18 protein-coding genes are annotated in these 20,740 nt (G+C 63.2%); 12 read left to right on the top strand and 6 right to left on the bottom strand.

Features of this window, described 5'->3' with window-relative positions; genetic code table 11:
* Position 1: 1 nt before the first annotated feature.
* The 4 genes from JWP26_RS17005 to JWP26_RS16990 all read right to left on the bottom strand — a co-directional run bounded on the left by JWP26_RS17005 (position 2) and on the right by JWP26_RS16990 (position 4,387).
* Positions 2-985 carry an ABC transporter permease gene (locus JWP26_RS17005; RefSeq protein ID WP_299730436.1) on the bottom strand — a complete coding sequence of 328 codons (984 nt, stop codon included), beginning with the start codon at positions 983-985 and terminating at the stop codon, positions 2-4.
* A gap of 53 nt (positions 986-1,038) precedes the next feature.
* Positions 1,039-2,712 carry an ABC transporter substrate-binding protein gene (locus tag JWP26_RS17000; RefSeq protein WP_299730434.1) on the bottom strand — a complete coding sequence of 558 codons (1,674 nt, stop codon included), beginning with the start codon at positions 2,710-2,712 and terminating at the stop codon, positions 1,039-1,041.
* A gap of 113 nt (positions 2,713-2,825) precedes the next feature.
* A complete protein-coding gene (locus JWP26_RS16995) occupies positions 2,826-3,857 on the bottom strand; it encodes a LacI family DNA-binding transcriptional regulator (RefSeq protein WP_299730432.1) in 1,032 nt (343 codons plus the stop codon).
* Positions 3,858-4,150: 293 nt separating this feature from the next.
* A complete protein-coding gene (locus JWP26_RS16990) occupies positions 4,151-4,387 on the bottom strand; it encodes a hypothetical protein (protein WP_299730429.1) in 237 nt (78 codons plus the stop codon).
* A 141-nt stretch (positions 4,388-4,528) separates the two neighbouring features.
* On the opposite strand from JWP26_RS16990, the gene JWP26_RS16985 reads away from it, so the two are divergent.
* Positions 4,529-5,056 (top strand): gamma carbonic anhydrase family protein, encoded by a 528-nt coding sequence (locus JWP26_RS16985; protein WP_299730426.1) that lies wholly within the window; start codon positions 4,529-4,531, stop codon positions 5,054-5,056.
* Positions 5,057-5,104: 48 nt separating this feature from the next.
* Positions 5,105-6,034: an aldo/keto reductase family oxidoreductase gene (locus JWP26_RS16980; RefSeq protein ID WP_299730423.1), complete on the top strand. Its 930-nt coding sequence runs from the start codon at positions 5,105-5,107 to the stop codon at positions 6,032-6,034.
* A gap of 47 nt (positions 6,035-6,081) precedes the next feature.
* On the opposite strand, the gene JWP26_RS16975 is transcribed toward JWP26_RS16980, so the two are convergent.
* Positions 6,082-6,957, bottom strand: a complete 876-nt coding sequence (locus tag JWP26_RS16975) for an SDR family oxidoreductase (protein ID WP_299730420.1) — start codon at positions 6,955-6,957, stop codon at positions 6,082-6,084.
* A gap of 126 nt (positions 6,958-7,083) precedes the next feature.
* On the opposite strand from JWP26_RS16975, the gene JWP26_RS16970 reads away from it, so the two are divergent.
* The 5 genes from JWP26_RS16970 to JWP26_RS16950 all read left to right on the top strand — a co-directional run bounded on the left by JWP26_RS16970 (position 7,084) and on the right by JWP26_RS16950 (position 12,609).
* Positions 7,084-8,034: an AraC family transcriptional regulator gene (locus JWP26_RS16970; RefSeq protein ID WP_299730417.1), complete on the top strand. Its 951-nt coding sequence runs from the start codon at positions 7,084-7,086 to the stop codon at positions 8,032-8,034.
* 157 nt (positions 8,035-8,191) lie between these two features.
* Positions 8,192-8,647 carry a MarR family winged helix-turn-helix transcriptional regulator gene (locus JWP26_RS16965; protein ID WP_299730414.1) on the top strand — a complete coding sequence of 152 codons (456 nt, stop codon included), beginning with the start codon at positions 8,192-8,194 and terminating at the stop codon, positions 8,645-8,647.
* Positions 8,644-10,299 carry an MFS transporter gene (locus tag JWP26_RS16960; RefSeq protein WP_299730411.1) on the top strand — a complete coding sequence of 552 codons (1,656 nt, stop codon included), beginning with the start codon at positions 8,644-8,646 and terminating at the stop codon, positions 10,297-10,299. The genes JWP26_RS16965 and JWP26_RS16960 overlap by 4 nt, the downstream gene beginning before the upstream one ends.
* Before the next feature lie 20 nt (positions 10,300-10,319).
* Entirely contained in the window at positions 10,320-11,390 is a 1,071-nt protein-coding gene (locus JWP26_RS16955; protein WP_299730408.1) for an HlyD family secretion protein, read from the top strand.
* Positions 11,391-11,517: 127 nt separating this feature from the next.
* Entirely contained in the window at positions 11,518-12,609 is a 1,092-nt protein-coding gene (locus JWP26_RS16950; protein ID WP_299730405.1) for a LacI family DNA-binding transcriptional regulator, read from the top strand.
* On the opposite strand, the gene JWP26_RS16945 is transcribed toward JWP26_RS16950, so the two are convergent.
* Positions 12,606-13,628, bottom strand: coding sequence for a LacI family DNA-binding transcriptional regulator (locus JWP26_RS16945; RefSeq protein WP_299730402.1), 1,023 nt, complete (start codon positions 13,626-13,628; stop codon positions 12,606-12,608). The two genes, JWP26_RS16950 and JWP26_RS16945, sit on opposite strands and share 4 nt — an antisense overlap.
* 159 nt (positions 13,629-13,787) lie before the next feature.
* Between JWP26_RS16945 and JWP26_RS16940 the strand changes: the two genes are divergently transcribed.
* From JWP26_RS16940 to JWP26_RS16920, 5 genes are all read left to right on the top strand, one after another.
* Positions 13,788-16,562, top strand: coding sequence for a glycoside hydrolase family 2 protein (locus JWP26_RS16940; protein ID WP_299730399.1), 2,775 nt, complete (start codon positions 13,788-13,790; stop codon positions 16,560-16,562).
* A gap of 80 nt (positions 16,563-16,642) precedes the next feature.
* A complete protein-coding gene (locus JWP26_RS16935) occupies positions 16,643-17,719 on the top strand; it encodes an ABC transporter ATP-binding protein (RefSeq protein WP_299730396.1) in 1,077 nt (358 codons plus the stop codon).
* A gap of 101 nt (positions 17,720-17,820) precedes the next feature.
* On the top strand, positions 17,821-19,095 hold the full coding sequence (locus JWP26_RS16930; RefSeq protein WP_299730393.1) for an extracellular solute-binding protein: 1,275 nt from the start codon (positions 17,821-17,823) through the stop codon (positions 19,093-19,095).
* A gap of 165 nt (positions 19,096-19,260) precedes the next feature.
* Positions 19,261-20,142: a carbohydrate ABC transporter permease gene (locus tag JWP26_RS16925; RefSeq protein WP_299730390.1), complete on the top strand. Its 882-nt coding sequence runs from the start codon at positions 19,261-19,263 to the stop codon at positions 20,140-20,142.
* The coding region (locus JWP26_RS16920) for a carbohydrate ABC transporter permease (RefSeq protein ID WP_299730387.1) at positions 20,139-20,740 on the top strand (602 nt) is incomplete at its 3' end. The genes JWP26_RS16925 and JWP26_RS16920, both read left to right, overlap by 4 nt.

The raw sequence follows: 20,740 nt of genomic DNA, 5'->3' as shown, positions 1-20,740 counted from the left end.
GCTAATGCCCTCCCGACGTGCGCAGGCGCGGATCGAAGATGACGTTGAGCACGTCGCTAATCAGGTTGGCGATCAGCACGCTGCATGTCAGCAGCGTCAACTGCGCCTGAATGAACGTGTAGTCGCGTGACTCGATGGCATTGAGGGTGAACTTGCCCAGGCCGGGATAGTTGAACACCACCTCCGAAATGAATGCCCCTCCGAACACGAACCCCACCGACAGCGCCAGCGAAGTGATCTGCGGCAGGATGGCATTGCGCGCCACATAACGATAGCGCACGCGCCGGTCGGACAAGCCCTTGGCCTTGGCGAGAACCACGAAATCCTCATTCAGCAGGTTGATCATGGTGTTGCGCATACCCAGGTGCCACGAGCCGAAATTGACCAGCACGATGGACAGCACCGGCAGCACCGCGTGCCAAGAGATGCTGACTGCGCTCTCCCAATTCCAGCCGGGCACGAGGTTGATGTCATGCGCCCGGCCCAGCGGAAACACCGCCCATTCCAGCGCAAAGGCGTACCACAACAGCAGCGCTACCACGGCCGGCGTGAAGGCATTCATCATCACATTGATCGGCGTAAACACGCTGTCGAAAAACCCGCCTCGATGCCACGCCGAATAAATCCCCATCACCAACCCGATGCCGAACGACAGGAAGGTCGCCACCCCGACGAGGAACAGCGTCCACCCCGCGGCATAAAATAAGAGACTGGAAGTCGGCTCGGGAAAATTGACCGTCGAAATGCCGAAATCCAGATGCAGCAGCTTCCACAGATATTGCCCATATTGCTCCAGCAGCGAGCCATCATACCCATAAGCTTTCTTCAGCATTTCCATCTGGTCGGGCCGCATCTTGCCGCGCAAAGCCATGAAGATGCGCGTCGTCGGATCGCCCGGCATCCAGCGCGGCAAAAAGAAGTTGAGCGTAATCGCCACCATGAACGCGGCGAAATAGAACCCCAATCTTCGTGCTAGAAATGCCATGTTCCGTCTCCCGACAACCGGGGCGGCGAACCGCCCCGGCCATTGTCCTCGACCTACTGCGCTGCCTTCGGCTTCAAGCTCAGCAGCACCTTGACCCGCTCATGCACGCCGGCCGGATTGTTCGGCCGCGCCCACGGATTGTCCGCGTCGGGCCACCCGGTGAAGTTGCGCGTCGAATATTCGTACCAAGCCGGGTTGGAGAACAGCGTGATCACCGGCAGGTTTTCCGCCACCTGGGTCATGATGTCGGTCACCTTGGCCTTCTGCACCGCAATATCGGCCGTGCCGCTGATGGCGTCGAGATCGGCCTCAATCCCAGGAATGCGCATCTGGTGCATCGACTGCTCGTTGAGCGTGCCCGGCGTCATGGTGCGCGGGTTGAACATCGAGTGATAGGTGAACCACGGCGTCGAGGAGAGATTGGTCCACATGATGTAGACGTCGAAATTCCCCGTCGGGATATTCTCGAACCAGGCGCCTTCCTCGGGCGTCTCCATCTTGGCGTTGACGCCGATATCAGCGAGGTTCTCCGAAATGGTCTGCAGCGAATTGACCCAATCGTCCCAGCCCGAAGGCACTGCCATCTTGAAGGCGATTGGCGTGCCATCAGGATTATCGCGCCAGCCGTCGCCGTCCTTGTCGACGAACCCGGCATCGTCCAGCACCTTCTTGGCCGCATCGGGATCGTAGTTGAGCAGGTACGCGTATGGCTCCAGCGCCTTATCATCGATCCAGTCCTTGTAGAACATGCCCTCGCCGATCGGATATTTCGCCGGGCTGGTCAGCCCGAAGGTGGCGATATCCAACAGCGTCTCGCGGTCGATCGCCATCGACATCGCCTTGCGGAATTCCAGATTATTGAACGGCGCCTTGGTGGTGTTGAGCTGCAAATTGGTGCCGGCATCGGCGGGCAACCAGTAATGGTTGTCCGGGCTCTTGGGCGTATAGGTGATGTCGGGGTCGGTGATGCCGTCGGTCGCCCAGTCGAGGTCGCCATTGGTGATCGCGGCGATCACCTGCAGGTTGTCCGATAGCTGCGGATATTCAATGCAGTCGATCGTGTTGGTGGCGTTCTCGCGATAGTTCGGATTGCGGCACAGCTTGAACGAATTGCGCGAGAAATCGCGAACCTGCGTAAACGGCCCTGTGCCCACCAGGTTCGGATTGGCGAAATTCTTGGGGTCCGCCACGTCCTTCCAGATGTGCTCGGGCAGTGGGAAGATCGAGCCGATATTCAAATGCGCCAGCGAGTCGGGATGCTGCAGCAGGAACTTGACCGTGTGGTCATCGACCTTCTCGACGCCAGTCAGGATGCCGCTCTGCTGGGCCTCATCATAAAAATCGAAGCCGACCGGATAGTCGCGGTGCTCCTTGGCGTAATTGTAGGTGAATACCACGTCGTCGGCCGTGAAGGGCTGACCGTCGCTCCACTTCTCGCCCTCGCGCAGATGATAGGTCACGCTCATCAGGTCTGGCGCGATATCGAAGCTGGTCGCCAGCCCCGGAAAATCGGCATCGGGATGCCAAACATTATAGATCCACAGCGGCTCGTAGGCGAAATCCTGCACATAGGCCTGTGGGCCCGAATAGTTATAGGGATTGTAGTTTTCCACCATGGCGTCGGTATGCACCGGGGCCAGGCGAATGATCACTTCGGCCTGCGCCCCCGTGGTCAAAGCCGTGCCCAGCAACGCCGCGCCGGCCAGCATCATCAATGTCCTGCTCATCTTGCACTCCCTGTGTGAGATCGATCCCAGAAACGTAAGTTTCGCCGCTTTGGCGCCGATGCCGCGCGCCCCTCAGCAGCGCGACACGGTTTGGCTACCCGTAGGCAGCGTGGTCAGGCCCTTTCCTTCACGGCCTCGAGCAATCGAGGCGATGTCACGCTTTCCCGTAAAACCAACAGGGTCGGGACAATAATTTCAGTGTGTTCAAGCTTCTCGCCAGCCAGCAATTGCAACAGCAGGTTCGCCGCCAATTGCCCCGCCTCGCCGACCGGCTGCCGTACCGTGGTCAGCGCTGGCGTCAGGTGACGTGCGTGGAAATTGTCATCGAACCCGATCAGCGACACATCCTCGGGCACGCGTTTGCCATGGCGTTTCAACGCCAGCAGCGCCCCGGCCGCGATGTCATCGTCACCGGCGAAAATCGCAGTAAAATCCTCGCCCGAACTCAGCAACGTCTCGATGCCGGCAAAGCCGAACCGCTCTTCGAACTCACCATATTCCACGCGGATATCGCTCAGCCCCATCCCATATTCGCCCAGCGCCGCCTCGATGCCGCGCAACCGCTCGCGGCTATCGCGATAGATCAGCCCCCCGCTCAGATGCGCGATCCGCCGATGCCCCAGCGCCAGCAGGTGCCGCATCGCTTCGCGGGCGCCGGTGAAATTGTCGATGGTGATCCTGGCCCGCGCCACCGGGCAATCGTCGCCCCCGATGGTCACCACCGGCACGCCGGATTTGCGCACGATCTCCAGCACATCGCCCTGGATCGGATTTTCGAGATAGAGGATCAGCCCATCGCAGGCCCGGTCCAGCAATTCGATAATGGCGCGCGACTCCGCCTCGACTTCGGCATGCCCCGAGGTCACCAGCAGCGACTTGCCCGCCGCCCGGCAGGCCATCTGCGTGCCGCCCACCATCTGCGCGTAGAAGGGGCTCGACACGTTCACCACCACCCCGCCGATAATGTCACTGCGGTTCGATCGCAAGCCGCGCGCCATGGTGTTGGGCCGATACCCCAGCTCGGCGATCGCCTCGAGGATTGCTTGGCGCTTTTCCTCCGACACATACCCATTGTCGGCGACAACGCGCGACACCGTCGAGCGCGACACGCCAGCCCTTTTGGATACATCGGTGATCGTCGCCATCGCCGCTCCTCGTCCCATGTGGGACCGATCCCACAATCAGAGTTGTAACGCCGGGCCAAGTCAAGATGACCACTTTGCCATTTGCGCAAAATAGTCGGGCGCCCGCCTGGTTGCGGAAACGGCGCCGAACGACGCCACCAAGGCTTTGACGACGCTGGTTTTTTAGCTTGTCATGTCCCTAGACAGAGGGCCGTGCTGGTATTGCTTTGGTAGCAAGTGGTCCCAAAGTGGTATTAGTTCCATCGCCGCCCGCCGCCGGCTTGCGAATTGGCCACAAGCGGCCACGACGTCAATCAGCCTTTGAAATAGAGCTTGGTTTCCACCCGCTGGCCCGCGGCATCCAGGCGCCACACCGTCGCGCGCAACCGCTCGACATTGCCGATCCGGAACAACTGCTCCTGCAGCACCTTGGCCGCGGCTGCCTCGGGGGTTGCCGCCGTGACGCACTGGCTCTCGGTCTGCTGCGGCCGGCCCAGCGGATTGGTGTTGTAGGACTCGACGGTGAACTCGAACTGCTCTGTACGCTGCATATTGTCTCCCATGCCCCAACCTTACCGCAGCACGCCAGGAAAAGCGAAACGCGAAAACGATGGTGATCCCTATTGGCCCCTCGACAAATCGGAGCCGTCCGGGGACGATGCACGCAAAGACGCCGTGCCGGAGGAACCCCCATGCCAATCTTTGCCCTCGACGGCATCACGCCCCACTTTGATGACGAAGCCAGCCTCTGGATCGCCCCCGACGCCACTGTAATCGGCCGCGTCAGCCTGGGCCGCGAAGTCGGCATCTGGTTCGGCGCCGTCTTGCGCGGCGATAACGAACCGATCAGCGTCGGCGCGCGCACCAATGTGCAGGAACACGTGATCATGCATACCGATCCGGGCTTCCCCGTCACTGTCGGCGCAGGCTGCACCATCGGCCATCGCGCCCTGCTGCATGGCTGCACGGTTGGCGACAACAGCCTGATCGGCATGGGCGCCATCGTGCTCAACGGCGCCCGCATCGGCAATAACAGCCTCGTCGGCGCGGGTGCTCTTGTGACCGAAGGCAAGGAATTCCCCGATGGCGCGCTCATCGTCGGCAGCCCCGCCAAGGTGGTGCGCATGCTCGACGACGCCGCCATCGCGCGCCTGCGCAAATCCGCCGATACCTACGTCGCCAACGCCGCCCGCTTCCGCACCGGGCTGCGTCCGCTATAAGGGCCTTGCCGTCGAACGATACGAATCAATCAGCCAAGGCCCTTCGCCATGAAAACCTACCAACTGCCGCAGACCGACCGTACCGTCTCCAGCGTCATCCTGGGCCTGATGCGCATCAAGGCGATGAGCAATGCCGAGATTCAGCACCTGATCGGCGCGGCGCGCGATGCCGGCGTCGATGTTTTCGATCACGCCGATATCTATGGCGGCGCACCTCATGTGTGCGAGGCCCGTTTTGGAGAGGCGATCACCCTGACCCCCGCCGAGCGCGAACAGATCGTCATCCAGAGCAAGGTCGGCATCCGCAAGGGTTTTTTCGACTTTTCGTCCGAGCATATGCTTGCCTCGGTGGACGGCTCGCTGGCCGCCCTCAAGACCGATTATCTCGACCTTCTACTGCTGCACCGTCCCGATACGCTGGTCGAGCCCGAGGATGTCGCAAAGGCGTTCGATTCTCTCAAGGCTTCGGGCAAGGTGCGCAATTTCGGGGTCTCCAATCACACACCCGGCCAGATTGAACTTCTCAAGACCGCCGTCAAGCAGCCCCTGATCGTCAATCAGGTACAGCTCAGCATCACCCATGCCCCGCTGATCGCGCAGGGCGTTGCCGCCAATATGGCGGGTCTGGATCAATCGATCAGCCGCGACGTTGGCCTGCTCGATTATTCGCGGCTCAACAACATGACGCTGCAGGCCTGGTCGCCGTTCCAGAAGGCCTTTTTCGACGGCGTCTTCCTCGGCGACCGCGAGAATTTCCCCGAGTTGAACGATGTCATTGACGAGCTGGCCACGACCCATGGCGTCACCCCGACCGGCATCGCCGTCGCCTGGATTACCCGCCACCCGGCCAATATCCAGGTCGTGCTCGGCACCACCAAGCCCAGCCGCGTCGCCGAATCCGCCGCCGGCTCCGACGTACAACTGACGCGCCAGGAATGGTACCGCCTGTTCACCGCCGCCGGTCATACGCTGCCGTAACGGCTGCCGAGCATCCGGGGCTGGGGACTTTCGCCCCCAGCCTCGCCTCACCCTTCGAAATAATACCTTGGCTCAAGATCGGCCAGTAGGCCGTTTTCCACCGGCTTCCACCCCAGCGTCGCCTGCGTCTTAGCGCTGGAATTGGGCACATCTATCCCGGCAAAGCCCGCGAGAAATCCAAAATGCTCGGGCGCTTCCTCCGGCGTCTTGGCCACGACCGGCACGTTCAATTGGCGCCCGATGACCTCGGCGATGCTCCGAAACGGCACGCCCTCATCGCCGACCCCGTGATACCACGCTTCCCTGGCGCCTTTTTCCAGCGCCAGCCGGAACAGCACTGCCGCGTCCAGCCGCTGCACTGCCGGCCACCGGTTGAGCCCGTCGCCGATATAGGCCGAAACGCCCTTCTCGCGCGCCGCTTTGATGATCATCGGCACAAAGCCATGGTCGCCATGCCCATGCACTGACGGCGGCAGCCGCACCACCGATACGCGCACGCCTTGTGCCGCTACGTCCGCCGCCGCCGCCTCCGTGGTCAGGCGGGGATGCGCGGTGAAATCGGGCGCCCGCTGGTTTTCCTGCAGGAACCCCGTCCCCGCCGTCACGATCAAGGGCCGGTCGGACCCCACCAGTGCCGAACCAAGCGCTTCGATGATCGGCCGGTCCGCCGCGCAATTGGCCAGGTAGGTCGCAAAATTATGGTTGAACGCCGTGTGGATCACCCCGTCCGCCGCCGCCGCGCCCTGGCGCAGGCTGTCGAGGTCTTCGAGCGAGCCGCGATGCACCTCGGCCCCCGCCGCGATCAGCGATGCCGCGGCGGCGTCGGAACGCGCCAAGCCCACCACTTGGTGGCCCGCCGCGATCAATTCATCGACCGTGACCGAACCCACAAACCCATTTCCGCCCGTAACAAATACTCGCATCGTCCGTCTCCTTGGCATCATCTCGGGCCGCCTCAGCCGCCCGTTGATGCACACAATAGGCACCGCAGAAAATACGATCTATGCTGTATCGTCCGCCTTATCTTCGCAGTCGTCCAGGAATCCCGCATGGATCCGCTCTCCGACGTGCTCTCGCTGCTCAAGCCGCGCAGCTACCTCTCTGCCGGTTTCGACGCGGGCGGCGACTGGGCCATCCACTTTCCCCGCAATGCTGGCATCAAGTGCTATGCCGTCGTGTCCGGGCAATGCTGGCTTGCCGTCGACGACGTGCCCGAACCAGTCTTGCTGCAGGCCGGTGACTGTTTCCTCTTGCCCGGCGGCAGGCCGTTCCGCCTCGCCAGCGATTTGGCTTTGCCCTCGGCGGATGCCCAGCCGATCTTTGCGGCGGCTCGCGAAGGCGGCGTTGCCCGTTACAAGGGCGGCGGCGATTGCTTCCTTGTCGGCAGCCGCTTCACCCTCACGGGCAATGCCAGCATGCTCCTTGGCATGCTGCCACCCATCGTGCATATCCGCACCGAAACCGACAAAGCCGCGCTGCGCTGGTCCGTCGAGCGCATGATGCAAGAACTGCGCGAGCCGCAACCCGGCGGCTACCTGATTGCCGAACACTTGGCCCACATGATGATGGTGCAGGCGCTGCGGCTGCACATGGCGGATAGCGCCGGTGGCGGCGTCGGCTGGCTCTTCGCCCTCGCCGACAAGCAGATGGGCGCGGCGATCAACGCCATGCATGCCGATCCAGCCCGGCGCTGGACGCTGCTGACCCTGGCCGAAAAGGCCGGCATGTCGCGCTCCAGCTTTGCCCTCAAATTCAAGCAAACGGTAGGAACCTCCCCGCTGGATTATCTGACACGCTGGCGCATGCTGCTGGCCGGCGACCGGCTGACCCATTCGGGCGACCCCACCTCGGTGATTGCCCTGTCGCTCGGCTATGAATCCGAGAGCGCCTTCAGCACCGCCTTCAAGCGCGTCATGGGCGCCTCGCCCCGCCATTATGGCCGCCGCCAGACCCTTGGGTCATTGTCACAAAACGACGCCGAGACGGCCTCGGCGCGCTAATTTGCGCACCGATGGTCCGGCCTTTGTGCTGCCTCTCCACCTCTGACGCATTCCAGCCATGCGGACTTTCGCATCGACAGCGAGTACGGCATTTCGTATTGGATCAATATCAGTAGTGCACTATCTATTGCTGCACTAACAAACCGGACATCCGCACGTGTTGAAAAACCTGTTCATCGCCGCCCGCGAACTGGGGACCGAGTTCGACGCCCAGCTCAAGGGCCTCGGGCTGACCTCGGCACGGGTCCGCGTGCTGTTGCTGCTCGCCCGTTCGGACGGCGGCATGACCCAGGCCAGCATTGCCGATCGCCTGCGCGTCGAGCCGCCCACCGCAGTGCGCATCCTGGATGGCCTCGAAGCCCTGGGCCACATCCGCAGGCTCCCGATGCCCAATGATCGGCGCGCCAAGCTTGTCGAACTGACCCCCACCGGAGAGCCGCTGGCGCGACAGGCCGGTGCCGTGAGCGACCGCCTGGAACAGCTATTGCTCGATGACCTCGACCCCGCCGATATCGCGGCGACCGACCGCGTTCTTGCGAGCTTGACGGCAAAGATCGAAGCCCTAAAGTCCACGGGACTGTCCCACGCTGCAACGCCCGGGAAACCGTCATGAGCGACACCAGCAGCCTAGCGATTGCCGAGACCGAGAAGCCCGAAGCCCTGCCCGCGGCCCCGGCTGCGCCCCCGCCTTTCGTGCCCAAATCCGTGTTCTGGTCGGCGATCTATGCGCTGAGCTCTGTCCTGCTCGGCATTACCCAAGGGCTGGGCCTCAATCTCATCACCGCCAACCTGCCCGGCCTGCAAGCCTCGTTCGGCGCCACCCAGCAGGAAATGGGCTGGCTGCCAGCCGCCTATTTCGCCACCAACATGGCCGGCACCATTTTCATGTTCAAGGTGCGCAGCCAGTTCGGCCTGCGTCGCTTCGCCGAGATCGGCATCCTGGTCTATGTGCTGGTGGTCATCGCCCACCTGTTCACCCATGACCTGCAATCCGCCATTCTGGTCCGCGCCATCATGGGCGTGGCCGCGGCGCCGCTGAGCACACTGGCGTTTTTCTACATGCTCGAATGGCTTCCCCCGGCCAAAAAGATGAGCATCGGCATCTGCTTCGGCCTGCTGGGCAGCAGCATGTCTCTGCCACTGGCCCGCGTGATTTCACCCGATCTGCTGCAATTGGGCGATTGGCAGGGTCTTTACCTGGTCGAAGTCGGGCTGGCGCTGCTGAGCCTTGGCGTCGTGTTCAGCGTGCCCCTCACCGCACCCCCGCGCATGAAGGTGTTCGACCGCGACGATATCGTCAGCTTCCCGCTGCTGACCATTGCCTTTGGGTGTTTCGCCATCGTGCTATCGATGGGCCGATCCTATTGGTGGTTCGAGGTTCCTTGGCTTGGGGTCCTGCTGGCCATTGGCATTGGCAGCGCGGTGCTGCTGGTGCTGGTGGAACTGCACCGCAAGAACCCGATCATCGATCTGCGCTGGCTCTCGAGCCGAGACATGCTGGCCTTTGCCGGCGCGCTGGTAGCCTTCCGTCTGCTGCTCTCGGAACAATCGGTCGGCGTCTTTGGGCTGTTCACCGTGCTCAACGTGCAGAACGATCAGCTGATCCCGATTTTCGGCGTTATCGGCGTCGCCACCTTTGCGGCGACTGCCGTGCTCAGCATGATCATCAAGCCGTCTCGCACGCCCGCCATCCACCTGGTGGCGCTGATCCTGATTGCCATCGCCTGCTGGCTCGATAGCCAAAGCACGGCCCTCAGCCGCCCCGAACAATTCTATCTCAGCCAGGGGCTTATCGGCATCGCCAGTGGTATTTTCCTGCCGCCCGCTCTGCTCAATGGCTTCACCAAGGCCCTGACCCGCGGACCGCAATATATCCTGTCGTTCCTGACGGTATTCCTCACGACCCAGACCTTTGGGGGCATTCTGGGCAGCGCGGTGTTCACCACCTTCGTGGCCATCCGCGAGCAGTACCATTCCAACGTCATCAGCCAGGGTATTACCCTGCTCGATCCGATCGTGGCGCAGCGCATCCAGCAGTATGGCGGCGTGTATGCGCGCGTTCTGACCGATCCGGCCCAGCGCGACGCCAGGGGGCTGGCCCTGCTCGGCCAGTCCGCCACCCAGCAAGCCAATGTCCTGGCCTATAACGATCTGTTCCTGGTCATTTTCTACGGCACGCTGCTCACCATCATGGCCCTGTTGTTTCAAATGGCGCTGACGGCGCTCAACAAGCCCGCAGTTCCCCTCGCCACAGCCGCGGCCTAATCGTTCTCCGAAAGAGTCCCATGCGTATCAAAGAAATCGTTCTCTCCAAGGCCACAATTCCCGTCCTGCTTGCCGGCATCCTGGGCATCGCGGCCGTGCTCTATGCCTGGCAGCTGCCGCCCTTCACCTCGACCGTCCAGACCACCAACAATGCCTTCGTCAAGGGCAAGGTCACGCTGATCGCGCCCCAGCTCCCCGGCTATGTGGTAGCCGTGCCGGTGAGCGATTATCAGCATGTGGCCAAGGGTGACGTGCTGGTGCAGCTCGATGATCGCATCTATCTGCAACAGATCGCCCAGGCGGAGGCGACCCTGCAGCAGCAGCAAAACGTGCTGGCCAATTTCGAGCAGAACCACGCCAGTAAGCAAGCCAGCGTCGATCTTGCCAACGCACAGCTGACAGCGTCGGAAGCGGCCCTTGAGAATGCGCAATCGGCATCCAGCCGCAGCGATTCCCTCTTGGCCTCCGGCATCTCGCCGCAATCCGCGGCCGATGTGGTCCGCCAGGCTCTGGTGCAAGCCCAATCCACCGTCGCCCAGGCGCAAGCGTCACTGAGCATCGCCCAGCAAAACCTGGCGCTGGTGGATGCCGGCCTGCCTGCGCTCCAGGGCGCGGTTAAAGGTGCCCAGGCAACCGTGGAACTCGCCCGCATCAACCTGAGCAACACCAAGATCGTCGCTCCGGTCGATGGCACACTCGGCGAAGTCACCGCGCGGGTCGGCCAATATGTGTCGGTGGGCAGCCAGCTGACCTCGGTAACACCGCCCAACACCTGGGTGATCGCCAATTTCAAGGAAACCCAGATGTTCGGCATCGCGGTCGGCCAACAGGTGAGCTTCACCGTCGACGCGCTCAACCATGCCCGCCTGACCGGCCATATCTCGGAAATCTCGCCCGCCGCCGGCTCCGAGTTCAGCGTCCTCAAGCCCGATAATGCCACCGGCAATTATACCAAGATTGCCCAGCGCATCCCGATCCGCATCGAGATCGACGCCGACCAGCCCTTGAGCACCAGCCTGCTGCCCGGCATGTCGGTCGAAGTCGCGGTCGACACTGCACTGGCGGTCGCCGCCGCTCCGGCCACCCGCTAGACCCAGCGGCACCCTGGCGATTGTTTCAATCAATCGCCAGGGGCCATGGGTGAAGATGGCTTGCTAATATGAATTAATTTTTGATACCTATTAGCGAACCTGCCTTCCAAACCGCATTGGGCACTGCATGCCGCGGCACTCCGAAACCACTGTAGCCGCCGCCGGGTCCGCTCGTGTAATCCGGGCGGAAAGGGCCCGCCGCATCACCATGACCGACGTGGCGCGCGAGGCCGGCTGCTCGCAGGCCACGGTGTCCTTTGTGCTGAACAGCGCGCCGGGCATCAAGCTGTCGGCCGAAACCCGGCAGCGCGTTTTCGATGCGGCGCGGCGTCTGGGTTATATCGCGCCCCTCAGCGGCGCGTCGCTCAAGCGCGAGACCGCCGTCCCCCGCGTCGGCTTCGTGGTGGATCAATTGGCCACCAGCCCCGAAGCTGCGGTTGCCATCGACGGCGCCCACACGGCCGCGCGCTCGAACGGTATGATCGTCATGGTTGCCCAAACCTCCAACGATCCCGAAACGCAGGCCGAGGTGGTTCGTGCCTTCGTCGACCAGGGGATTTCGTGCCTCGTCTACATGACCATCTTCACCCGCGAGGTCGAGCTGCCGCCCGAGATCCTGGCGCTCGACGTGCCGGTCTTCCTGCTCAATTGCTACACCGAGAAGCAATCGCATCCGGCTGTCGTGCCCAGCGAGATCGCCGGCGGTCAGCGCAGCACCCGCCACCTGATCGAGCATGGCCATCGGCACATCGCCACCATTACGGGCGAAATCTGGATGGAAGCCGCGCAGGATCGCCTCAAGGGCTATCGCCGCGCGCTGGCCACCGCCGACATTCCGTTCGACCCCGCTCTCGTGGTCGAGGGCAATTGGTCCGCCAGCGCCGGCTACGAGGCCACGCGCAAACTGCTGGCTCTGCCCGAGCCCCCCACGGCCATCTTCTGCCAGAACGACCGCACCGCCATCGGCTGCTACGAGGCGCTCAAGGAGGCCGGCCTCGATATCCCCCGCGATATGTCGGTCATCGGCTATGACGACGAGGAAATCTCGCGCCACCTGCATCCGCGCCTGACCACCTCGATCCTGCCGCATCGCGGCATGGGCCAGTGGATCATCGAGCAATTCGGCGAACCCCAACCCTCCGCGCAACGCTTCCCCATCACCAAGCTCGAATGCCCCCTGGTCGAGCGCGACTCCGTCGCCGCCCCGCGCAAGGCCTAGGCGTTTGGTGGTCCAACAGATCCGCGCTCGACAAATTCGCACTCTATCTTGATCTTCTGCAGGCGCTCGTCCTGGTCGGCACTGTCATAGCCATCGAGCAATTGCCCCACCGCCCAGCGCGCCATTTCGTCATGCGGCAGCACCATGGTGGACAGGCCCGGATCGAGGAACCCCGAAAGGTCCTCGTCATCAAAGCCCATGATGGAAACGTCCTGCGGAATGCGCAGGCCCAGTGACTGCGCCGCCTGATAGCAACCGATCGCCATGCGGTCATTGAAGCAAAACACCGCCGTAGGCCGATCCGGCCGCGACAGCAGCGCCAGTGCCCGCTCGCGCCCATGCCGCAAGGTCCAACCGCCCAGCGACACCAGCGACTCGTCTACCGGCACCTGCCAATCCGCCATGGCCTGGCGGAACCCATTCTGGCGATCAACCGACGCCTCGATAAAGCTCTCCCCCGCCAGATGCGCAATACGGCGGTGCCCCGCCTTGAGCAGCGCCTCGGTCGCCACATAACCACCCACGATGTCGCCCGGCACCACCGTGGGATAGCGCAGCTTGCGCTCATAACAATTGAGCAGCACCAGCGGCAGCGCCGAGAACATCTCGGGCACCACAAGCTGCCGTGTGATCAACGATGTGTAGATCACCCCAATGGTTTTTTGCGACACCAGCAGGTCAATGGCTGCCTGTTCGAGCGCCGGATCGCTTCGGGTGCAGAACGTCGCCACGCTGACATCCTGCAGCGCCGCCTCGTCGCGCGCGCCCTCGATAAACTGCGCCGAAAAGGGCGTGGTCGACACTTCGTCGATGAATAGCCCAATCACCCGCTTGCGGCCCTCGGGCACCGGATGGGCCTTGCCACGGCGATAGCCCAGCGCCTCAGCTGCATCGAGCACACGCCGCCGCGTTGCCTTGGATATTCGCGCATTGGCCACCCCGTTGAGCACCAGCGACACCGTCGCCTGCGACACGCCCGCCAGTTCGCCCACTTCGAGCATGGTCGCGCGCTTTTCCATTCGCGAATTCCCCTACGGCCTTCAATTCCCTGAAAGTCTTAGCCGAACGATGCGCCCAATGGCTACCGATTGCGCTTCCGATTCACCCCCTTGCCAGACGCATGCCGTCGCCATATGCTGATAATAATATAACTAATATTGCTTTAGGGGAGGGTGGACATGAGCCAGCAAAATTTGGCCGTATCCGAACAATCGCAACAGGCCTCGCGCCGCAGTCTGTCGCTGGATGGCGTCTGGCGCTTCCGCCACGAGGACGGCCCGTGGCGCGATGCCCACGTCCCCGGCCCATGGCAGGCCGAATTCTCCGATCTCGTCGATACCAGCGGCCATGCGGTCTACCAGCGCAGCTTCACCGTGCCAGAAGGCTGGGGCAGCCAGGAACTCGCGCTCAAGTTCGGCGCCGTCAGCTATTTCTGCGAAGTTTGGCTCAACGGCGAGGCCATCGGCACCCATGAGGGCGCGTACCTGCCGTTCGAATTCGTGCTGCCCACACACCTGCTCAAGGCCAGCAACCAGATCGAAGTGCGCGTCACCATGCCCACCGCCGATCAGCGCGCCTATCCGGATTTCCCGTTCAGCGAAGTGCCGCACGGCAAGATCAGCTGGTACGGCCGCATCGGCGGCCTCTGGCAGTCGGTCTCGCTCGAAGCCCGCGACAGCCGCCGCACCCAGGATGTCATCATCACCGCCGGCATGGACGGCACGGTCAATCTTGACCTCGCCTTCACCGATTCCGCCGCCGGCCTCCCGGTCCAGCTCACCGTGCTCGACGCCGATGGCGCCACGGTCGCCACCGCCGAGCTGACCGCTGCCGCAAACGTCTCGGCCTCTCTGCCCGTGGCCAATGCCAAGCTCTGGTCCCCCGGGGCCCCTAATCTTTACTCGCTGGTCGTCGATCTCGATGACGGCACCGACCGCGCCACCCACACGTTTGGCTTCCGCACCATCGAGGCCAAGGGCGGCCAGCTTCTGCTCAACGGCGAGCCGATCTACATGCGCGGCGCCCTCGACCAGGACTACTATCCCGACGGTATCTACACCCCGCCTTCGCTCGAATTCCTCGAAGACCAGGCGCGCAAAGCCAAGCATCTCGGCCTGAACCTCTTGCGCTGCCACATCAAGGTGCCGGACCCCCGCTATTACGAAGTCGCCGATCGCTTCGGCCTCCTCGTCTGGACCGAAATCCCGAACGTCGCCAATTTCACCACCAAATCCGCCCAGCGCATGCGCGATACCATGACGGGCATCCTGAAGCGCGACCGCAACCATCCCTCGATCATCGCCTGGACGATCATCAACGAGGATTGGGGCACCCGCATGCTCGAAAATGCCGAGCATCGGAGTTGGGTCAAGGACACCTATGATTGGCTCAAGGCCAAGGACCCGACGCGCCTTGTCGTCGATAACTCGGCCTGCTTCCCCAATTTCCACGTCAAGACCGACCTCAACGACTATCACTATTACCGCTCGGTGCCCGAGCGGCGGCAGGAATGGGATGATATCACCGCCCAGTTCGCCGCCGGCGCCGATTGGACCTTCTCCTCCCTGGGAGACGCCGAACGCCGGGGCGATGAGCCACTCATCGTTTCGGAGTTCGGCGTTTGGGGCCTTCCCGATCCAAAGAAGCTCCGCCGCCCCGATGGCAGCGAGCCCGACTGGTTCGAGACCGGCTCGCTCTGGGGCGACGGCGTTGCGCTCCCCCACGGCATCGAGGACCGTTTCGCCGCGCTCGATCTGCACCGCACCTTCGGCTCGTTCGATGGCTTCATCACTGCGGTACAGTGGTACCAGTTCATGAACCTGCGCTACGAAATCGAGACTATGCGCCAGCATGCCTCGATCATGGGCTACGTCATCACCGAGTTCACCGACGTGCACTGGGAGGCCAATGGCCTCTTGGATATCGAGCGCAATCCGCGCGTCTTCCATGACGTGTTTGCCCAGATCAACAATGACATCGTCATCGTGCCGCGCCCATCGCGCTATTCGGCCTATACGGGCACCAGCCTGTCCGTCGATGTCACCATTGCGAGCGGCGGACAGACCATCCCGGCCGGTGCACAGCTGACCTGGAGCGGCGACCTCTCGGGTTCGATCGCCATCGCCGCCAGCGGCAAGGTCTCGACCACGCAGACGGCGCTCAATCTGGCCATTCCGGCTGGCGGCGAAAACCGCATCCTGCACCTCGATTTCGTGCTGAGCGCCAACGGCACCGAACTGTCGCGCAACAGCCTCGATATCTCGGTCTATGCCGCCCGCCAGACAGCGGCCTTGCCCACTCTCGCGGTCGCCGATAGCACCCTCGCCGCCTACGCCACCGGCCTCGGCTATCGCGTGGTGTCCGCCGAACAAGCCGATGTGCACCTCGTCCACGCCGTCGATGGCGACGACGTCGAAGCCATCAAGGCTGGCGCGCGTTACGCCATCCTCGCCGATGGCACGGTCAAGACCAACAACAACCTGCGCACCGACATGCCCGATGGCGAACTGCCCCATCGCAGCATCGTCGCCGACGGCAAGCAGTTCCGCGCCAGTGTCGAGCAGCACCTGCCCGGCATCACCCTGGTGGAGCGCGACGGTACCATCTATCGCGGCGACTGGATCGCCGGCTTCTCCTGGATCCGTCGTGACGGCCCCTTCGCCAATATTCCGGGCGGCCCGATCTTCGATCTCTCGTTTTCCGACGTGGTGCCGCATCACCTGCTGACCGGCTTCCGCCCCTGGGAATTCGGCTCGAACGTGCATGCCGGCATCGTCGTCGGCTGGGTGCACAAGGCCGCCGCCATCATCGGCGAAAAGCGCGTCGGTCGCGGCGGTGTCGTCGCCACCACCTTCCGGCTGACGCGGGAGGCGCCCAACGCCGATCCGGTCGCCGCCGCCCTGTTCGACGCCGTGGTGCAGACCGCCAAGGAACTGCAAGTGGATCGCGCCTGAAGCCTGCAACGGACGCGAGCGGCCGCAGAGCCGCCGCGTCCACTGAGGAACTCGGGTTATCGCCCGAAGGAGGAACCAAGATGGCCGATATCGTCCTGTCCGAGGTCAGCAAGTCCTATGGCGCCGTGAGCGTGCTCGAGAGCGTCTCGATGCACATCAAATCCGGCGAGTTCATCGTCTTCCTCGGCCCCTCGGGCTGCGGCAAGTCCACCCTGCTGCGCATGATCGCCGGCCTCGAAGAGGTCAATGACGGCGAAATCCGCATCGGCGAACGCCGCGTCGATCAGCTTCCGCCCGGCCAGCGCGGCGTCGCCATGGTGTTCCAGAATTACGCGCTCTATCCGCATATGACGGTGCGCGAAAACATGAGTTTCGGCCTGCAGAACGTCGGCACCGACAAGGCCGAAATCGGCCGCCGCGTCGATGAAGCCGCCCGCATGCTCGAAATCACCGCGCTGCTCGAACGCCGCCCCGCCCAGCTTTCGGGCGGTCAACGCCAGCGCGTTGCCATCGGCCGCGCCATCGTGCGCGAGCCCGCGGCGTTCCTCCTCGATGAACCCCTGTCCAACCTTGATGCGAGCCTGCGCGTCCGCACCCGCGTGGAGCTTGCCCAACTGCATCAGCGCCTCAAGACCACGATGATCTTCGTCACCCACGACCAGATCGAGGCCATGACCTTGGCCGACCGCATCGTGGTGATGAACAACCGCCGCATCGAGCAGATCGGCACCCCGATGGAGGTCTATTCCCGGCCTGCCTCGCGCTTCGTCGCGGCCTTTGTGGGCTCCCCGGCCATGAACTTCCTGCCCGTCACCGCCTTGGCCGAACAGAACGGTCGCGCCGTCGTCACCACCGGCGGCTCGGTGATCGCCACCAACATTCCCAGCGCCGGCCTGCCCGATGGCGCTCTCACCTTCGGCGTCCGCCCCGATGCCTTGCGGGTCGCCGCCAATGGCAGTTTCACCGGCACGATCGAACTCGTCGAACGCCTGGGCGATCGCACCCTACTGCATGTCCGCCTGCGCGATGGCACGCTGGTCGTGGCCGAGGACGTCGGCAAGAGCCTGTTGCAAACCGGCGCGCCCGTCTCGCTCGCCGCCGATAGCGACGGCACGCATCTCTTCGATGCCGATGGAGTGGCCTACCACGCCGATTGAGATCGGCCTTCAGTTTCCGGCGGTGCGCCTACCAGGCTCAATGCGACGCACCAGCCGCTCGACAAGCCGCATAGAGCGAAAACCGAATGGGAGGAATACGCATGAGAAAATCAATACGACGCCTCGCCCTGGCCTCGACGGCCTTCTTCGCGCTCGCCACCGGCGCCATGGCGCAACAGACCGTGGTCTGGTGGGACTTTTTGGCCGGCGGTGACGGCGTGCGCATGAAGGCGCTGATCGACGGCTTCAACAAGGAGCACGACGGCCAGATCAAGATCGAAGGCACGACGCTCGAATGGGGCACCCCGTTCTACACCAAGCTGCAGACCTCCTCGGCCATCGGGGAAGGTCCCGATATCGCCACCTACCACCTGTCGCGCATTCCGCTGGCGGTCAGCAGCGGCACCCTGTCGCCCATCACCGATGAGGAACTGGCCGCAGTCGGCCTCGCCGACGATCAGTTCACCCCCGCTGCCGCCGAAGCCGCCAAGGTCGATGGTGTCCGCTATGCGGTGCCCTTCGATCAGCACGGCCTCATTCTCTATTACAACAAGGCCATGCTCGCAGAAGCCGGCTATATCGGCGACGACGGCCTGCCCAAGGGCCTCGACGGCATGGCGAACTTCGAGGCTGCCCTCGCCAAGTTCACCCATGACGATCAGGTCGGCCTCTCCATGCCGACCGGCGACCGCTACCGCGCCGTCTACTCGTTCTTCGGCCAGCAGGGCGGCACCATGTTCGACGCCGATGCCGGCGGGTTCTTCCCCACCGACGAAGACCTCGCCAAGCTGACCACGGCAACCGCCACCATGGCGCGCTGGGTCGAAAACGGCTGGACGCCCAAGCAGATCGAATCCCCCGCGGCGCTCGCCACCTTCACCTCCGGCAAGGCCGCGTTCTTCATCATGGGCAATTGGGAAGTCCCCACCATGACCGATCTCAAGGCCAAGGGAGAACTGTTCGATTGGGGCGCAGTGCAGCTCCCCGTCCTGTTCGACAAGTCGGCCGCCTGGTCTGACTCGCACTCCTTCGTCATCCCCGCCAATGCCGGCAAGGAAGCCGATCCCGCCAAGCGCGCGGCCGTGCTCCAGGTCATCAAGTGGATGGACGAGCACTCCATCTCCTGGGCCGGCGCCGGCCATATCCCGGCCTACAACGCAGTGCGTGAAAGCGCCGAGTTCAAGGCCCTGAAGCCCCAGTCCGATTATGCCGGCTTCGCCGCCACCGCCGTCTTCGATCCGCGCACGATCCTCGCCGGCCCGGCCGCTCCGCTCGGCGATGCCTGGACCAACTACATCGTGCCCGCCACCTCGGGCGAAATCGACCCCGCCGAAGCCGCCACGCAGATGCGCGACGACCTCAACGGCCAGCTTTAGGCTTCGAGCAAGCGGCTTCACCCCCTCCCCGCCTCCCCCATCAGGGGGGAGGTGCCTGCCGGTGGGTGGAACCGGATCGAGTTCAGAATACGGAACGGCACCTCCCCCTTGATGGGGGAGGTTGTGAGGGGGTGTTGTTTAGCCCCGATATCGAGGAGAACGAAGATGCTCAGGGACAGGCGCAAGGAATATCTCGCCGCGGCGGTTCTGGTTGGGCCGTTCGTCGTCATCTACGGCGTGCTCTTCGTCTGGCCGACGATCCAGATGCTGATCATGAGCTTCACCGATGCGCCCCTGATCGGCCCCGGCGACTGGGTCGGCTTCAAGAACTACGTCCGGATCCTGACCCACAAGCTGTTCAGCGCCGCGTTCCTCAACACCGCCTATTTCGTCCTGCTGACCGTCATCCCCAATACGCTGGTCTCGCTAGCCATCGCCATGGCGGTCAACCGCCTCAAGGGCTGGAAACAGGGCTTCGTCATGGCCTGTTTCTTCCTGCCCTATATCCTGCCCGTCTCGGTGGTGTTCCTCACCTGGAACTGGATCATCGACGTGCAATACGGCATGATTCAATACCTCGTGCGCCCCTTCAATGGCGGCCAGGGGCTGTCACTGACCCGCACCATTCCGTTCTTCATGCCCACTGTTGCCGTGGTCACCATCTGGTGGACACTGGGCTTCAACGTGCTGCTGTTCATTGCCGGGCTGCGCAACGTCTCGCCCGAGATTTACGAGGCCGCCGCGCTAGACAATGCCGGCCGCTGGCGCCAGTTCAGCCGCATCACCTGGCCGTTGATCTGGCCAGTGACCGCCCTGGTGCTGACCATCCAGCTCATCGCCCAGCTCAAGATTTTCGACCAGGTCTACCTGTTCTCGATCGGCGGGCGGCAGGACGCCACCATCGTGCTGGTCCAATACATCTACAAAGCCGCGTTCCAGCAGAACAAGGGCGGCGAGGCCGCTGCCGCCTCGGTGATCCTGTTTGCCATGATCATCGTGCTTTCCGTCCTGCAGTATCAACTGCTCCGAGCCCGAGGTGAGAAATGAGCGCCGACGCCATTCCCCAAAGCCGCGCCATCCCTGATCGCGCCCGCCGCGACCGCACCATCGATGTCGGCGGGTTGATCCTCTCGGCCATCACCATCGTCTTCGCGTTGGCCGCCTTCTTCCCGATCTATTGGGCGGTCATCACCTCGTTCAAATCGGAAAGCGAGGTCATCTCCGGCGGCCTGTCGCTCTGGCCAAAACACCTCAATACCGAGGCCTATCAGCACATCTGGAATAACACCCGCATCGGCTACTGGTACATCAACTCGCTGGTGACCTCGGGGCTCATCACCGTCATCGTTATCGTCAGTTCGGCCGGCTGCGCCTATGCGCTGAGCCAGCTCGATTTTCCCGGACGGCGCGTCATCTACGTGCTGATCCTGGCCTGTTTCATGGTGCCCATGCAGGCGCTGATCGTGAACCATTTCGTCTTGATGGCGCAGTTCAAGCTGCTCAACACCTGGCCCGGCATCATCCTGCCGCAGCTCATCGTTCCGGTGGTGATCATCGTCTACAAGCAGTTCTTCGACTCGGTGCCCAAGGAATACCGGGAGGCCGCCCAGATGGACAGCGCCGGCCCGTTCAAGATCCTGTTCCG

This window comes from Devosia sp. (genome assembly GCF_028290435.1).
Lineage (GTDB): Bacteria > Pseudomonadota > Alphaproteobacteria > Rhizobiales > Devosiaceae > Devosia.
The sequence above is the reverse complement of the archived record's forward strand: the minus strand, read 5'-3'. Positions and strand labels throughout refer to the sequence as shown.

What these genes read in the sequence shown, in the direction of transcription:
- JWP26_RS16950 (WP_299730405.1), top strand. Translation starts at nt 11,518, where the DNA reads ATGCCGCGGCACTCCGAAACCACTGTAGCCGCCGCCGGGTCCGCTCGT.
- JWP26_RS17000 (WP_299730434.1), bottom strand. Translation starts at nt 2,712, where the DNA reads ATGAGCAGGACATTGATGATGCTGGCCGGCGCGGCGTTGCTGGGCACG.
- JWP26_RS16960 (WP_299730411.1), top strand. Translation starts at nt 8,644, where the DNA reads ATGAGCGACACCAGCAGCCTAGCGATTGCCGAGACCGAGAAGCCCGAA.
- JWP26_RS16930 (WP_299730393.1), top strand. Translation starts at nt 17,821, where the DNA reads ATGAGAAAATCAATACGACGCCTCGCCCTGGCCTCGACGGCCTTCTTC.
- JWP26_RS16970 (WP_299730417.1), top strand. Translation starts at nt 7,084, where the DNA reads ATGGATCCGCTCTCCGACGTGCTCTCGCTGCTCAAGCCGCGCAGCTAC.
- JWP26_RS16990 (WP_299730429.1), bottom strand. Translation starts at nt 4,387, where the DNA reads ATGCAGCGTACAGAGCAGTTCGAGTTCACCGTCGAGTCCTACAACACC.
- JWP26_RS16995 (WP_299730432.1), bottom strand. Translation starts at nt 3,857, where the DNA reads ATGGCGACGATCACCGATGTATCCAAAAGGGCTGGCGTGTCGCGCTCG.
- JWP26_RS17005 (WP_299730436.1), bottom strand. Translation starts at nt 985, where the DNA reads ATGGCATTTCTAGCACGAAGATTGGGGTTCTATTTCGCCGCGTTCATG.
- JWP26_RS16975 (WP_299730420.1), bottom strand. Translation starts at nt 6,957, where the DNA reads ATGCGAGTATTTGTTACGGGCGGAAATGGGTTTGTGGGTTCGGTCACG.
- JWP26_RS16945 (WP_299730402.1), bottom strand. Translation starts at nt 13,628, where the DNA reads ATGGAAAAGCGCGCGACCATGCTCGAAGTGGGCGAACTGGCGGGCGTG.
- JWP26_RS16925 (WP_299730390.1), top strand. Translation starts at nt 19,261, where the DNA reads ATGCTCAGGGACAGGCGCAAGGAATATCTCGCCGCGGCGGTTCTGGTT.
- JWP26_RS16985 (WP_299730426.1), top strand. Translation starts at nt 4,529, where the DNA reads ATGCCAATCTTTGCCCTCGACGGCATCACGCCCCACTTTGATGACGAA.
- JWP26_RS16955 (WP_299730408.1), top strand. Translation starts at nt 10,320, where the DNA reads ATGCGTATCAAAGAAATCGTTCTCTCCAAGGCCACAATTCCCGTCCTG.
- JWP26_RS16980 (WP_299730423.1), top strand. Translation starts at nt 5,105, where the DNA reads ATGAAAACCTACCAACTGCCGCAGACCGACCGTACCGTCTCCAGCGTC.
- JWP26_RS16935 (WP_299730396.1), top strand. Translation starts at nt 16,643, where the DNA reads ATGGCCGATATCGTCCTGTCCGAGGTCAGCAAGTCCTATGGCGCCGTG.
- JWP26_RS16940 (WP_299730399.1), top strand. Translation starts at nt 13,788, where the DNA reads ATGAGCCAGCAAAATTTGGCCGTATCCGAACAATCGCAACAGGCCTCG.